We start from the raw sequence: 14,407 nt of genomic DNA on the forward strand, positions 1-14,407 counted from the left end.
CTAGAAGGAGCTCCTCGTGTCCCGACCACCCCTGACCCTCAGCGGCATCGTGCTCGGCACCGACGACGTGAGAACGCTCTCGGAGTTCTACCTGCGTCTGCTCGGCTGGGAGCTGGAACAGGACGAGCTGCCGCACTGGCGCAAGCTCCGGTCACCGCAGGGAGGCACCGGCCTGTCGTTCCAGCTCGAAGACGGCCACGTCCGCCCGGTCTGGCCGGCGCCGAATCCCGCCGCCGGAGACCAGCAGATGCAGATCCACCTCGACATCCAGGTCGAGGATCTCGACACCGGTGAACAGTGGGCCCGGGAGTGTGGTGCCGAGCGGCACGCGTTCCAGCCGCAAGACGATGTGCGGGTCATGATCGACCCGTCCGGCCACCCGTTCTGCCTGTTCCTCCACTGACAGCCCGGCGGGGGACGTGGCGGTCACCGGAGCGCCGACCGCCACGTTCACGTCGGCAGCAGGGGCCACAACCGGGTCCAGGCCTCCTCCGCCGCCCCGGCCACCGGCCCGCCCTCGCGCAGCTCCGCCGCCAGCACCGGCGGCGGGTCGGCCCGCCGGAAGGCCATGAGCCCGGCCAGGTACGCGTCGTCCAGCGCCCGCGACGCGGAGGCCAGGTAGTCCACACCCAGCCCACCGACCGTCACCAGGTCCGGGTCGACCGCGTTGACCAGCCCGGCGATCCCCCGCCCGAGCCGCGCCGCCACCACCTCGACCGCCCGCCGTTCCTCGGCCCCGTCCGACGCCAGCACCCGCCGCGCGTAGGCCACCGGATCGGCGGGCACCGGCCGGCCGAGCAACCGGGCCAGGGCCGACCCGTCGAGCGACGCACCCCAGCACCCCCGCGCCCCGCAGGGGCACTCCACGTCGTCCCCCGCGAACGGCACGTGCCCGAACTCCCCGCCCAGCCCGACCGCCCCGGTGAGCACCCGCCCACTCTCCACGAGCGCGCCGCCCAGTCCCGCGTCCACCCGCACGTGCAACGCCACCGACGCCCCCACCGCCGCCCCCCGGCGCGACTCGGCCGAGGCCGCGAACGTGGCGTCGTTGCCCACCGCCGTCACCGGCGCCTTGGGCCAGAGCACCCCCAGGTCGAGACCGGGCCAGTTCAGCGTGCTCGCCTCGACCAGCCGGTCCATCGCCACCAGGCCGGGCACCGAGACCCCCATCCCGCGGATCCGCCCGCGGAACCGGCGCCGCAGCTTCGTCAGCCGGTCGCGGACCTCGAGCACCACCCGCTCGCCGTCGCCGTAGGCCCGGTCCAGATCGCCGGCGTCGCAGGCGACCACCTCACCCCCGAGCTGCACCACCTCGGCACGCCAGGTCTCGTGCGCGAACGCCACCGCCAGCACCAGCGGCCCGCGCGGGTGCGGCTGCAGCACGGTGGTGGGCCGGCCCCGCCCGGTCGGCTCGGCCGGACGCTCGCTGATCAGCTCGGCGGCCGTGAGCCGGGCCACCAGCTCGGTGGCCGCCCCGGTGCCGATCCCGACCCTGCGGGCCGCGTCCGCCCTTGTCACGTCGGGATTTTCGTGCACCACCCGGAGCAATTCGGACGCCCTGGTCCCGATCACGACCGGTCAACTCCCTGTTTTTACTCGAATCCAGAGTTTAATATGAAGCACGTGTCCAGCCCCACCCGCACCTGCGTAGCCTCGCCCCCCGCCACCACAGCGCCGGACCGCCCCAACTATGCCGCGCTGTTCGTCCTCGCGACGTGCTCGTTCATCTACGTCACCGCCGAGATGCTCCCCGTCGGCCTGCTCCCGCAGATCAGCGCCGACCTGAACGTCACCGAGGCCCAGGTCGGCCTGCTGCTCACCTCCTACGCCGCGGTCGCCGCCGTCACCACCATCCCGATGACGGCCCTGACCATGCGCTTCACCCGCAACCGGCTGCTGGCCGGCACGCTCGCCGTGTTCGTGGTGGCCCAGCTGGTGGCCGCGCTGGCCCCGTCGCTCACCGTTCTGTCGATCACCCGGATCTTCTCGGCCGCCGCGCACGGCGTGTTCTGGGCGATCGTGGCCCCGATCGCCGCGCGGCTGGCCCCGCCCGGGCAGACCGGCAAGGCCACCTCGATCGTCTTCACCGGGTCGGCGGTGGCCATGGTGCTCGGCGCCCCGATCGGCACGGTGATCGGCCAGGCCTCCAGCTGGCGGGTGGCCGTGGTCACGGTCGGCGTGGTGGGTGCGCTCAGCCTGCTCTGCATCCTGCTGATCGTGCCGAAACTGCCGGTGCTGCCGAGGGACGCCGCCAAGACCACGGTCGGTCAGCTCGCCGCCGCGGGGCGCCAGATCCGCTCGCGGGCCACGTTGCCGGGGTGTCTCATCACCCTCACCGCGGTGATCGGCCAGTTCGCCGCCTACACCTACGTCGCCCCGCTGGTGCGGCGCGACGCCGGGCTCGACGGCCGGGCCCTGGCCGTGCTGCTGCTGGCGTTCGGGGTGGCCGGCGTCGTCGGCAACGTGCTGGCCGGGCGCTTCATCGACCGCCGCCCCGACCTGGTGATGATGGCGATCTTCGGCACCATGTCCGTGTCGATGGCCGTGCTCGTCGGCACGCCGGGTGCGGTGGTCACGGTGATCGCGGTCGTCTTCTGGGGCCTGTCCTCGTCGCCGATGTCGATGTCCCTGCAGGCGGCCGTGATCCGGCGGGCCCCACGCACTCAGGACGCGGCCGCCTCGGTGCAGGTCGTCGCGTTCCAGATCGGCATCGGCGGGGGCGCCTTGATCGGCGAGCGCCTCTACGGCCACGGCTTCCTGGTGCTGCTGCCGGTGTTCGGCGCGGTGATGACGGCCCTGGCGCTGCTACTTGCCTTCCGGGCCAAGGAGACGTTCCCCCGTCACCCGGTGCCGCACGTCGACGCCACGCACTAGGACCTGTCTTCGCTCCGGTCGAGCCCGGCCACCGCCAGCACCGCGTCGATGTGCGACAGGTGACTCAGCCCCTGGGGCAGGTTGCCCAGGAAGTCCCCGGTGGCCGGGTCGATCATCTCGGCGAAGATCCCCACGTCGTTGGTCAGGGCGTTCATCTGCTCGAGGAGCTCGCGGGCCTCGTCGCCCCGGCCCACCGCGACCAGGGCCGACACCATCCAGAACGAGCAGGTCACGAAAGCGCCCTCCTCGACGCGCATCCCGCTGTACCGGTAGAGCAGCGGCCCCTCGCCCAGCTCGGAGCGCAACGCGTCGATCGTCGACGACATCCGCGGCCCGGTGTCGAACCCGCACAGCGCCCCCTGCAGCACCGACGCGTCCAGCTCGTCGGAGCCCGCGAACCAGGTGTACGCCTGCCGCGACGACGACCAGCAGAACTCCTCGATCCAGGCCCCGATCCGGTCGCGCTCGGCCCGCCAGCGCTCCACCGGGCCGGGCAGCTGCCCGAACTCCGACGCCAGCACCACCGCACAGTCGAGAGCCTGCCAGCAGCCCATTTTCGACGACGTGTAGTGCTGGTCGTCCTCCAGCTCCCAGATCCCGGCGTCGCGCTGCTGCCAGGTGTCGCAGCAGTGGTCGGCCAGACCCGCCAGCAGCCGCGAGGTCCCGAGGTCGAGCACGTGCCCGGCCTCGACGTAGCTGCGCACCACCGAGAACAGGTCACCGAACATCCCCAGTTGCTGCTGCCCGGCGGCACGGTTGCCCGTCACCACCGGCTGGCTGCCCTTCCAGCCGGGCACGTCCGCGTAGGTCCGGGAACCGGGCAGGTCACCGTTGAGCCGGTAGAACACCTGCAGCCCGTTGCGCCGGATCGTGGCCAGCAGCCAGGCGACCGCGGCGTGCACCTCCTCGCGCAGCCCGAGGCGGATCAGGGCGTCGAGCGTGTACGCGGTGTCGCGCACCCAGGTGTAGCGGTAGTCCCAGTTCTTGCCGCCCGCCGGGTTCTCCGGCAGCGAGGTGGTGGCCGCGGCCGCGATCGCCCCGGTCGGGCTGTGCAGCAGCAGTTTCAGCACCAGGGCGCTGCGCAGCACCTCGTCGGCGTAGGGGCCGTCGTAGCCGACCTGCCCGGTCCACTCCTGCCAGCCGGCGATCGAGCGGTCGATCCGGGCGTCGATGTCGTCGACGTGGGCCAGGTTCAGCGGTTCGGAGTGGGTCCCGACCACCGCGACCAGGTGCCGCGATCCGCCCGAGGTCTCGAAACGTCCAGCGATCTGCTGCTCCTCGACCTCGGCGGAACCCGCGTCGCGCAGCCGCACCGCCATCATGACCTCGTCCATGCGCAGCACCGGCCCGTGCGCCGTGTCCTCCACCCAGGGCGAGTACCCGCCCAGCCCACTGCCCGCCCGCACCCGCCAGGCCATCGGCACGCTGCCCTCGAGACCCTCGACGCGGCGCGCCAGTTCGGCCCAGGGCAGGCGCCCGGCGACGCCGCTGTTCAGCGAGTCGGTGACCCGTACGCGCCCGCGGGCGGTGGTGTAGGTCGTCTCGACCACGTTGGTACCTCGCACGTACCGGCGTTCCACGGTCCAGTCGACGGTGGGCGCCAGTTCGAGCCGGCCGCCGTCCTCGGCGTCGAGCAGGGCCGCGAACGGCGGCGCCGAGTCCAGGTCGGGCACCGGGAACCAGTCCACCGAGCCGCCGCGGCTCACCAGGGCGACCGTGCGCCCGTCGCCCAGGGCGGCGTAGTCGCGCAGGTCGCGGTAGTCGGTGGGGTCGGTGCGGCGGCCGAGGCTGGGTGTCGAGGGTGAAGCGGACGGGGTGGTCACGCCCCAACTGTCGGGTGAGCCGGGGGTTCCGGCGATTCGGTGCGTGGTCCGGCCGCCGGTTTCGCGGTGATTGGTTCACAAAAATGATGGACGCGGCGGTCGCCCATCGCCGGGAACCCCACCTTCGGTTCCGTCCCCGACCCGGGCGACCGCCGCGTCCGCCGTTGACGCCCTAGGCGCCGGAGGCCGCGCCGTAGATGCCGCGGGCGTTCTCGTTGGTGTGGCTGATGATGTCGGCGCTCTGCCCGGCGAACTCGGCCTGATCAACACCCCGTGTCTGCAGGAAGATGCCGATGCACTCCATCGTGCGCCGCACGAAGGCCTGGTAGTAGACCTCCTCGTCGGCGGCCGCGAAGTGCTCGCCCAGGTCGAAGTTCGTGACCTGCTCGCGCAGGCTCTTCACCGCCCCGAAGTCGACGTCGCGCCGGTGCTCGATCTCGGCGTCGGCCTCGGACGCGTTCGCCGCCCGCAGCCGGGCCGCCCGGGCCTTCTTCAGCACCTCCGACGGCGCGTTCAGCAGCAGCGCGGTGGCGTCGTGCAGGGCGATCGGCCCCAGCTCGCGCAGCTCGGCACCGGAGGAGGTGTCGAGGTCGTTCACCTCGTACAGCTGCGGGTGCAGCGGCCGCAGCGCGTACACCTGCCCCTCCACGAAGAGCGTCTGGTTCGCCACCCAGGCCCGCACGAACAGCGAGACCACCACCTGCCCGCCCAGCGCCGACTGCTGGAAACAGGTGTAGGTGCGCGCACTCTCGTCGCGCCGGTCGAAGTACGGCCAGAGCGTGGCCGCGTGCACGACGGTGCTGGGGCGGCGCCAGTTCAGTACCTCGTCCATGTCCAGACGCGGCTCCAGCGGACCCTGCCGGTACAGGTCGACCGACAGCGCGCCCTGGCCACCCCGCACGTAGAGCCGGTGGTGCCCCGACGGACGCGGGCTGATCCGCCCCGGCAGCAGCTCCAGCAACGCGATCTGCAGGTCGGCCCCGGTGATCCCGGGCCCACCCGCCTCGCTACGCCTACTGATGTCGAGCGTCATCTGCCAGGTGTCGAGCTTGACCCCGGAGCCCACGAAAGGCGCTGCGTCGGAACGGTAGAGCACGGCGTTGCAGTGGTTCAGGTCGTACAGCGCCTCCTCGGTGGACCGCCGGCGCAGGGGCGGCGGCGGGTCTTCCCCGGGGTCGCGGGCCACCGAGATCGCCGCCCGGCGGGCCGAGCGCAGCCCGAACCAGACGATGCCGGCCGCGGCCCAGTAGGCGCAGAAGAGCAGGAACAACACGAAGAGCACGAACTGGAAGAGGTTGAAGACGCCGCTCAGGGTGAGGATCAGGCCGAGCACGGCGATCCCCGCCACGTAGAAGAGCTCGGTGTTCAGCCACCGGTCACGGCTCGTGCGCAGCCCCTGGGCCCGGGCCGCGTGCCGGGCCAGGGCCACCACGTCGACCTCCCAGTTCGGGGTCAGCGCCCGCCGCGAGGGGGTCAGCAGGTGCGTCTGCGCCGCGTCGGCGATGTCGTCGTGCAGGTAGCAGGCGGCACACAGCAGTCTCGTCACCAGGTCGTCGGGTGCCGCCTGCTCCTGGTGGATGTCGTCGGGCGGAGCCAGGTGCCTGCCTGCCGAAGCGGCACCCGTCGCCATGTTCACAGTCATCGGTCGCTCACCTGCACTCCCCAGTGCGTCCACGGCCAGGCCCGCCAAGCCCGGTCGCCGCCGGTCCGCGCGTCCGCCTGCGGGAGCCCATCTCCCCCCGCCCGGACCGGTCGGTGCAAATCACCATCAATCACTCATTGCGACCAGTCAATACCTCCACGCCGCAGCGGCCCGGCACTTGGTGTACCTTTCTGATTGCACTCAGTGATTGATCAGTACGCACCAATCAGCCGGCCAGGGAAGGCGACGGCGGTCCGCCCGGTTCTTTCCGGCCCGCCCCGACGCCGTTCACCCAGGCGCCGGGCAGCCTCCGGAATCCGGGTTCCCTCCGCCGGAACAGCTGATGACACCCGCCGGGACATCACCCCCGCCCCCGCCTCGGCACCGCTTTGCCCAGTGCGGATCGGGGGCAGTGAAACCCCCCGGGTACGCATCGGCCGATCGGTGACCCCGGTTATCCCCCAGGTGAGCCTCACGGCCCGCCCGAACGGTTCCGAACGTCGCCATTCACGGAAAGTTCGCACACCGCAAGATCATTCGTCCTAGCCTGAGCATCGGGTTCCGACGTCGGCCAATGGGGGTCAGCACCGGGTCGGACCGTTTTCCGTGCCGTGGGGGGCCGAATACCGATGTCCGTGTCCGAGGCTTCAGGAGCAGGCCTGACCGTCGAAGAACTCGTCGCCCGGAGAGGGCCGGCCACGTCCGTCCCGCATGCCCGGGAACCTCTGGCGCCGGTCGTTCCCACGGTGCTCGAGGCCACTTTCGACGAGTTGCTGGTGCCGTCGTGGCGCACCGGGCAGGCCATCACCCGCCGCCTGGAGCGCCCGCGCACCCTGCTCTCCCGTTACAGCCGGTACGCGCTGACGGGCGATGTGGTGGTCGGCGCCCTGGCCGCGGCTCTCGCCGTACGGGTGCGGTTCCACACGATTCCCGACACCTACCTCGCGCTGCCGGTGCTGCTGCCGGCCACCTGGGTCGTGATCAACTGGCTCTACCGCACCTACGAGCGCCGCTACGTGGGCTCCGGGCCCGACGAGTTCGTGCGCATCGCGCGGGCCGGGCTGATCCTGTTCGCCAGCGTCGCCGCCGTGGCCTACAGCCTGAACGGCAACTTCCCCCGCACCCTGGCCCTGATGTCGGTGCCGTTCGCGGTGCTCGGCAGCATGACCGTGCGCTGCCTGCTGCGCGCCGCCCTGCACCGCGCCCGCTCCACCGGGCGCGGCCTGCACCGCACGGTCGTGGTCGGCCGCAGCGACGCCGCGATCGCGCTGATCGAGCAGCTGCGCCACACCGAGAACTCGCTGCACCACGCCATCGTGCCGGTCGGGGTCTGCCTGCCCGCCGCCGAGGTCACCCCCTCCCACGTGCACGACGTGCCGGTGCTGGGCACACCCGCCGAGGTGCTCGACGCGGTGAGCCGGGCCGGGGCCGACGCGGTCGCGGTGGTCTCGCAGCCCGACCTGTCCGGGCACGCGCTGCGCCGCCTGTCCTGGGCCCTCGAGGACCGCGGGGTCGAGCTGCTGGTCTCCCCCGGCATCGTCGAGGTGGCCGGGCCCCGGCTCTCGATCCGCCCACTGGCCGGGATGTCGCTGCTGCACCTGGAACGGCCGGTGCTCAAGGGCACCCGGCGCGCGCTCAAGGTGGCCTTCGACTACAGCGCCACCCTGGTGCTGCTCACCCTGCTCGGCCCGCTGATGCTGGCCCTGGCCCTGGCCGTGCGGCTGACCAGCCGCGGCCCGGCGCTGTTCCGGCAGACCCGCGTCGGCACCGACGGCCGCGAGTTCACCGTGTACAAGTTCCGCTCGATGGTGATCGACGCCGAGGCCCGGCTGGCCGCCCTGGCCACCGCCGACGAGGGCAACGGCGTGCTGTTCAAGATGCGCCACGACCCCCGGGTCACCCGGATCGGGCGGGTGCTGCGCCGCTACTCGCTCGACGAGCTGCCGCAGCTGCTGAACGTGTTGCGCGGCAACATGTCCCTGGTCGGCCCGCGTCCCCCGCTCCCCAGCGAGGTGGCGGGCTACTCCCCCACCGAGGTGCGCCGGCTGCGGGTACGGCCGGGCATGACCGGTCTCTGGCAGGTCTCCGGTCGCTCCGACCTGACCTGGGAGGAGTCGCTGCGGCTCGACCTGCGCTACGTCGACAACTGGTCGCTGGCGCTCGACCTGTCCATTCTCTGGCGCACCGTCCGCGCCGTCACCCAGGGCTCGGGAGCCTACTGACATGGATTCGACCTCTGAACTTCCGGTGATCCTGCCCCGCGCGACCAAGGTCCCGGCCCCCCGCCAGACCCCCTCGCTGGCCTCGAAACACGTTCTGGTGGTGGGGATCAACTACGCGCCCGAACCCACCGGCATCGCGCCCTACACCACCGGCATGGCCGACCACCTGACCACCCGGGCCCGCAGCGTCACCGTGCTCACCGGCATGCCGCACTACCCGAACTGGCAGCTCGACCCGCAGTACCGGTTCCGCCTGCGCACCCGCGAGATCGGCCGGCAGACCGGCGACGAGTTCGACGGGGTGGCCGGGCTCGGGCCGAACGACGGCCTGCTGATCCGCCGCCTGCGCCACTACGTTCCCTCGCGCCAGAGCGCCGTGCGCCGGGCCGGTTACGAGTTCACCTTCATGATGAACTGCCTCAGCGCCAAGGTCGAGCAGCGTCCGGACGTGGTGGTCGCCGTGACCCCCTCGCTCGGCGGGGCGGTGGCGGGCGCCCGCATCGCCCGGCGCGCCGGGGCCCAGCTGGTCGTCGTGGTGCAGGACCTGATGGCGAAGGCAGCCACACAGAGCGGGATCTCGGGCGGGAGCGGCCGGGTGGCGGCGGCCACCGCGGCGCTCGAGCGCTACGCGGTGCGCCGGGCCGACCGGGTCGCCGTGGTGAGCGACGCGTTCCGCGACCAGCTGCACGCCTACGGGGTGCCCGACGAGCGCATCCGCCTGCTGCCGAACTGGACGCACATCCACGCCTCGGGCCTGTCCGGCCCGGAGGCCCGGCAGGCCCTGGGCTGGCCGCAGGGCGTGTTCACCGTGGTGCACACCGGAAACATCGGCCTGAAGCAGGATCTCGGCAACCTGGTCGAGGCCGCGCGGATCTGCGCCGAGCACGACGCCGGGGTGCGCTTCGTGATCATCGGTGACGGCAGCCAGCGGTCGGCCGTGCAGGACCAGGCCCGCGGCCTGGCCAACCTGGAGTTCGTGGACCCCCTCGACGGGGTGAAGTACCCGCAGTCGCTGGCCGCCGCCGACCTGCTGGTGGTCAACGAGCGGCCCGGGGTCGGCGACATGTCGCTGCCCAGCAAGCTCACCTCGTACCTGACGGCGGGCCGGGCCGTGATCGCCGCGGTCGCCCCCGACGGCGCCACCGCGCAGGAGCTGCGCCGCACCGACGGCGCCGCCCACCTGGTGGCCCCGGGCGACCCGAAGGCCCTGGCCGAGAGCGTGCTGGCCCTGCGCCGCAAACCCGCGCACTGCAACGAGATGGGTGTGCTGGGCCGGGTCTACGCCGAGGCGAACCTGGGCCGGGACGCCGCCGCGGCCCGGCTCGACGCGCTGATCGAGGAGTGCCTGACCCCGTGACCGACCCCACTCCCGGTGTCCCGCGCACCCGGCCGGTCATCGCCGTGCCCGCCCCGGCCCCGCACCCGTCGCCCGCGCTCGACGCCCTGCTCTCCCCGCGCGTCCACGATTCCGGCCGTGACCCCGACCGCGACTCCGGCCGGGATCTCGACAGGGCCCCCGACCGTGACTTCGACCGGGATCTGGCCGCCTTCACCGGCGCCGGCTACGACAAGGGCCGCTCGAGGCTCTGGCAGGCTGCCTGGTTCGCCACGATGAACCTCGTCTGGTCGAAATGGTGGCTGCCGGCCCGGTTCCGCCCGCCGATCCTGCGCGCGTTCGGGGCCGTCGTCGGCGAGCGCGTGCTGATCCGGCACCGGGTGCGTGTGCTCTGGCCGTGGAAGCTGAACATCGGCGACGACTGCTGGATCGGTGAGGGCGCCTGGCTGCTCAACCTCGAGCCGATCAGCATCGCCGACGACGTCTGTGTGAGCCAGGAAGCCTTGCTGTGCACGGGAAGTCACCGTCACGACGACCCGGCCTTCGAGTTCGACAACGCCCCGATCACGCTCGGACGGGGCGCCTGGGTGGCCGCGCGGGCGACGGTTCTGCGGGGTGCGGACGTGGAACCGGGTGAGGTCGTGCCGGCGCACGGGGTGCGCAGCCGTTCGCGGCGCTGAACAACCGGTGCACAAGTGGGCTTCCCCGGAACGCCCCCGGGACCCCGCGTCCCCTCGGATGACCTTTCCCGAAAAGCCCCGTGGGCCCGGAAGAGCTGTGCCATGCTCGCCGCCACCAGGTCCCGTTCCACCAGTCGCCGCCGTAGGCCCGGACTGGGGAAACAGGGCCCCACACAGCAGCGGGGGACTGAGATGGAAACGATCGTCGTCGGCTATCTGGCCGCGCTGGCGGCGGGCCGGGCCCGCGCGCTGCCCGACCTGAAGCTCACGCAGCTGCTCACCCAGCTCTACGACAGCCTGGTGCAGCGGGCCCCGGCGCTGCGGCGCCTGCCCGGTGGTGGGCCGCAGAGCGTGGCCGACGCCGAGCACGAGGTGGCCCTGGCCCTGCTCGACACCCGGCTGAAACAGTCGGTGCAGCGGGCGCTCGACGACATCGAGGGGCACGGCGGGGCGGTACTCCTGCAGCCCGGGCTGGACATCGGCTCGGTGCGGGCCGACCGGCACGGGGTCGCGGTGGGCGGCCGCCTGCAGTACATCCCCGGCCCGGCCGACGGATCCACCGTGCTCACCGCGCTGCGTGAGACGAAAGGCCTGCTGCGCGTGGCGATCATGACCGGGGTGCTGCTCACGCTGGGCGGTCTGGTCTCGTTCGCGCTGCACGTGACGCTGCGGCCGGGCGGCGATCCGGGCATCGGGCTGTGGCTCAGCTGGGCCTCGTTCTTCCTCGGCCTGGTCCTCACCGGCGGGGGCACGCTCGCCCACACCAGCCGCTCTAGGTGACGACGAGCGAAACCCGCCCGACCGGAGGCAGATTCACCCGTTCGGACGACGCGGCGAACGCCTGCCGGGCCAGCGCCGCGAACCGGCGGGAGGCCGCCACCGCCGCGGCCGGCGTCGAGGCCCGGATGCCGCTGTTGGCCATGATCATCACGATCAGGTCCTCGATCACGAAATCGGGCCGCAGGCCGCCGCTCTCCTTCGCCCGCCGGGCCAGTTCGGCCACCTTGACCAGGGTCTGCGCGCGGCCGGCGGTGAAGTCCAGCGCCTTCGGGTAGGCCGCCATGAACGCGGCGGTGAAACCCCGGTCGCGGGCGTGCAGTTCGAACACCTGCTCCATCGCCGTGCAGAATCCGCGCCACGGGTCGGGATCGGTGAGCGCCTCGTCGACAATCTGCCCGCACCGGTGCATCTGGTGACCGAACGCCTCGGTGACGAGCGCCTCCTTGGTCGGGAACCGGCGGTAGAGCGTGGCCGGGCCGACCTGGGCGCGGCGGGCGATCTCGCGCATCGGCACGTCGAGCCCCTCGGCGGCGAAGACCTCGCGGGCCATCTCGACGATGCGGTCGCGGTTGTCGCGGGCGTCGGCCCGCAGGTGAGTCAAATGCTCCGTCACGCTCTCACTTTAACCATGTGGACGCCGGCGTCCGCTTACGGTCGCTGGTCATGAGAGCACTTCAGTTCAGTGAGTACGGGCCCTCCAGCGTGCTGCACGTCGCGGACGTGCCCGAGCCGCACGCCGGTCCCGGGCAGGTCCGGATCGCGGTGCGGGCGTCCGGTCTGACGCCCGCGGACACGTATTTCCGCTCGGGCCGGTTCCGCGATTGGATGCCCCTGTCCCTCCCGCACACCCTGGGTGTGGACGCGGCGGGCGTGGTGGACGAGGTCGGCGACGGCGTCACCGGCACCCGGGTGGGTGACGAGGTGTTCGGCCTGGTCGATCTGGCCTCGCACGGCGGGGCGAACGCGCAGTACGCCGTGCTGGCCCTGTGGGCTGCCCGCCCCTCCGCGCTGAGCTGGGAGGAGAGCGGTGGGCTGGCCGGCAACGCGGAGACGGCGCAGCGGGTGCTCGACCAGCTCGGGGTCACGGCCGGGGAGACGCTGCTGATCGAGGGGGCGGCCGGTGGCGTCGGCTCGGTGGCCACGCAGTTCGCGGTGGCCCGGGGGGTGACGGTGATCGGGACGGCCAGCCCGGGCAACCACGACTTCCTGCGGGAGCTCGGGGCGCTTCCGGTGGCCTACGGGGCGGGTCTGGGCGAGCGGGTGCGGCGAACGGTGGACGACGTGGTCGGCGCGCGGGGTTCCGCCGGCTCGGGCTCCGGTCCTCGTGGCGGGCTGGTGGACGCGGTGCTCGACACCGCCGGGAAGGGCTCGCTGCGCGATCTGGTCGAGATCGCGGGCGGCCCGGAGCGGGTCGTCACGATCGCCGACCTCGAGGGTTCGGCGGAGCTGGGCGTGAAGCTGTCGCGTTCGGCCGGGCCGGGCGCCGACCCGCAGGCCGCGCACGGCCTGACGACCGCCCACGACCTGGCCCAGCAGGGACGCCTGAAACGCCTCGTGGCCGGGGTCTTCCCGCTGGACGAGGCCGCCCGCGCCCACGACCTGAGCGAGACCGGGCACGCCCGGGGAAAGATCGTGCTGGTGCCGTGAGCTCAGGCCGGTGGTTTCGTGGCCGGGGACACCAGCACGGCCACGGCCATCGCCACGGCGACCGACAGCACGGCGGTGAGCACCGAGAACACCTCGCCCAGCAGCCCGACCAGCGGCGGCCCACCGAGGAAGGCGACGTAGCCCACCGACGCGACGACGCTCACCCGGGCCGCCGCCCGGGCGGGCTCGTCGGCCGCCGCGCTCATGCCCACCGGGAAGCCCAGCGCCGTGCCGAACCCCCAGAGCACCGCGCCCACGAAGGCCGGCGGCACGCTCGGCGCGAACACGAAGACCAGGATGCCCAGCGTCGCGGTGACGGCCATGACCTGCATCAGCCCGGACCGGCCGTGACGGTCGAGCAGGTGCGGGCCGAACCAGCGCCCGGCGGTCATCGCGGCCAGAACCACCGCGAACCCGAGGGTGCCGACGGCGTCGGACGTCCCGTGCCCGTCGATGAGAGCCACACTCGCCCAGTCGTTCGCGGTGCCCTCGGCGAACGCGAACGTCAGCACGAACAGCCCGATCAGCAGGGTGCGGGGCTCGACCCAGGCCGTCAGCGGCGACTGAGGGGCCACCGCCGGCGCACCCGGTTCACGCTCCGGCTCCGGCTCGGTGTCGGGCACGAACCGGCGCACGGCGAGCGGCACGTAGGCCGACACCGCCACGGCCACCAGCAGCAGGTGCACCGGCGCGGGCACCCCGAGCCACACCATCAGGGCCGACAGCAGCGCCGCGGCCACCGTGCCGATGCTGAACCCGGCGTGGAACCGCGGCATGATCGCCCGGCCCAGACGGCGTTCCACCACCGCGCCCTGCACGTTCATCGCCACGTCCCAGCCCCCCTGGGCGAACCCGAACAGCACCAGGCCGATCACCACCAGCGGCACCCCGGCCTCGTAGCCGAGGGCGATCAGGGCCACCGACGCACCGTCCATGACCGCGAGAGTGGCCACCGTGCGCCGGGATCCGAAGCGGGTCACGATCGCCCCGGCCATCGGCAGCGCGATCAGCGACCCGACCGCGATCGCCAGCAGCACCAGGCCGAGCTGGCCGGCCCCGAGCCCGAGCTTCTCCTTGAACTGGGGAATGCGCGACGCCCAGCTGGCGAAGATGAACCCGGTCGCGATGAAGGCGGCGTAGGTGGCCCGGATCCCGGCCCGGGTGTCGTCGAGGGAGGTGTCGACATCGGTGCTCGTCACGGCGGTGTGGCCCTTCGGCACGGCGGAGTCAATGGCCTGGTCGATGAACTCGCTCTCCGACCTTATCCCGCGCCCGCAACTGAAATGACCGTGCGTGAACGCATATGGCCGCTTCATCCTCCCTCGACGGGTCACGGCCGGATCACCGCTGTGCGGTCCCTGGTCGTGCGCGGACGGACGGCGTAGTGTCGGCGCCACCGGTGA

Annotated in this window: 12 protein-coding genes; 7 read left to right on the plus strand and 5 right to left on the minus strand. The window is 72.6% G+C overall.

Going from position 1 to position 14,407, the window contains the following annotated elements; all coding sequences use genetic code 11:
• Positions 1-16 precede the first annotated feature (16 nt).
• The gene (locus tag J2S57_RS03090; protein ID WP_307238045.1) at positions 17-403 is read left to right on the plus strand and encodes a VOC family protein; all 387 of its coding nucleotides are present in this window, start codon (positions 17-19) and stop codon (positions 401-403) included.
• Between the two features lie 47 nt (positions 404-450).
• Here J2S57_RS03090 and J2S57_RS03095 read toward each other — a convergent pair whose 3' ends face one another.
• Positions 451-1,572 carry an ROK family transcriptional regulator gene (locus J2S57_RS03095; protein ID WP_307238047.1) on the minus strand — a complete coding sequence of 374 codons (1,122 nt, stop codon included), beginning with the start codon at positions 1,570-1,572 and terminating at the stop codon, positions 451-453.
• A 51-nt stretch (positions 1,573-1,623) separates the two neighbouring features.
• On the opposite strand from J2S57_RS03095, the gene J2S57_RS03100 reads away from it, so the two are divergent.
• The gene (locus tag J2S57_RS03100; RefSeq protein ID WP_307238049.1) at positions 1,624-2,874 is read left to right on the plus strand and encodes an MFS transporter; all 1,251 of its coding nucleotides are present in this window, start codon (positions 1,624-1,626) and stop codon (positions 2,872-2,874) included.
• On the opposite strand, the gene J2S57_RS03105 is transcribed toward J2S57_RS03100, so the two are convergent.
• Both J2S57_RS03105 and J2S57_RS03110 read right to left on the minus strand, forming a co-directional pair.
• A complete protein-coding gene (locus J2S57_RS03105) occupies positions 2,871-4,697 on the minus strand; it encodes a glycoside hydrolase family 15 protein (RefSeq protein WP_307238052.1) in 1,827 nt (608 codons plus the stop codon). The genes J2S57_RS03100 and J2S57_RS03105 overlap by 4 nt on opposite strands.
• A 172-nt stretch (positions 4,698-4,869) precedes the next feature.
• The gene (locus J2S57_RS03110; RefSeq protein WP_307238054.1) at positions 4,870-6,339 is read right to left on the minus strand and encodes an AbeC-like domain-containing protein; all 1,470 of its coding nucleotides are present in this window, start codon (positions 6,337-6,339) and stop codon (positions 4,870-4,872) included.
• Positions 6,340-6,974: 635 nt separating this feature from the next.
• Here J2S57_RS03110 and J2S57_RS03115 point away from each other — a divergent pair.
• The 4 genes from J2S57_RS03115 (at position 6,975) to J2S57_RS03130 (ending at position 11,357) form a co-directional block, all read left to right on the plus strand.
• Positions 6,975-8,561 carry a sugar transferase gene (locus J2S57_RS03115; protein ID WP_307238056.1) on the plus strand — a complete coding sequence of 529 codons (1,587 nt, stop codon included), beginning with the start codon at positions 6,975-6,977 and terminating at the stop codon, positions 8,559-8,561.
• 1 nt (position 8,562) lies between these two features.
• A complete protein-coding gene (locus J2S57_RS03120) occupies positions 8,563-9,918 on the plus strand; it encodes a glycosyltransferase (RefSeq protein ID WP_307238059.1) in 1,356 nt (451 codons plus the stop codon).
• Between the two features lie 182 nt (positions 9,919-10,100).
• Positions 10,101-10,577: an LbetaH domain-containing protein gene (locus J2S57_RS03125; protein ID WP_370882558.1), complete on the plus strand. Its 477-nt coding sequence runs from the start codon at positions 10,101-10,103 to the stop codon at positions 10,575-10,577.
• A 192-nt stretch (positions 10,578-10,769) separates the two neighbouring features.
• On the plus strand, positions 10,770-11,357 hold the full coding sequence (locus J2S57_RS03130) for a hypothetical protein (RefSeq protein ID WP_307238063.1): 588 nt from the start codon (positions 10,770-10,772) through the stop codon (positions 11,355-11,357).
• Here the strand turns inward: J2S57_RS03130 and J2S57_RS03135 are convergent.
• On the minus strand, positions 11,350-11,970 hold the full coding sequence (locus J2S57_RS03135) for a TetR/AcrR family transcriptional regulator (protein ID WP_307238065.1): 621 nt from the start codon (positions 11,968-11,970) through the stop codon (positions 11,350-11,352). The two genes, J2S57_RS03130 and J2S57_RS03135, sit on opposite strands and share 8 nt — an antisense overlap.
• Positions 11,971-12,020: 50 nt before the next feature.
• On the opposite strand from J2S57_RS03135, the gene J2S57_RS03140 reads away from it, so the two are divergent.
• Positions 12,021-13,004, plus strand: a complete 984-nt coding sequence (locus tag J2S57_RS03140) for an NADP-dependent oxidoreductase (protein ID WP_307238067.1) — start codon at positions 12,021-12,023, stop codon at positions 13,002-13,004.
• Positions 13,005-13,006: 2 nt separating this feature from the next.
• Here J2S57_RS03140 and J2S57_RS03145 read toward each other — a convergent pair whose 3' ends face one another.
• Complete coding sequence (locus J2S57_RS03145) at positions 13,007-14,203, minus strand: MFS transporter (RefSeq protein WP_307238069.1); 1,197 nt, start codon at positions 14,201-14,203, stop codon at positions 13,007-13,009.
• Between the last annotated feature and the right edge of the window lie 204 nt (positions 14,204-14,407).

Origin of the sequence: Kineosporia succinea (assembly GCF_030811555.1) — a bacterium.
Taxonomy (GTDB): Bacteria; Actinomycetota; Actinomycetes; order Actinomycetales; family Kineosporiaceae; genus Kineosporia; species Kineosporia succinea.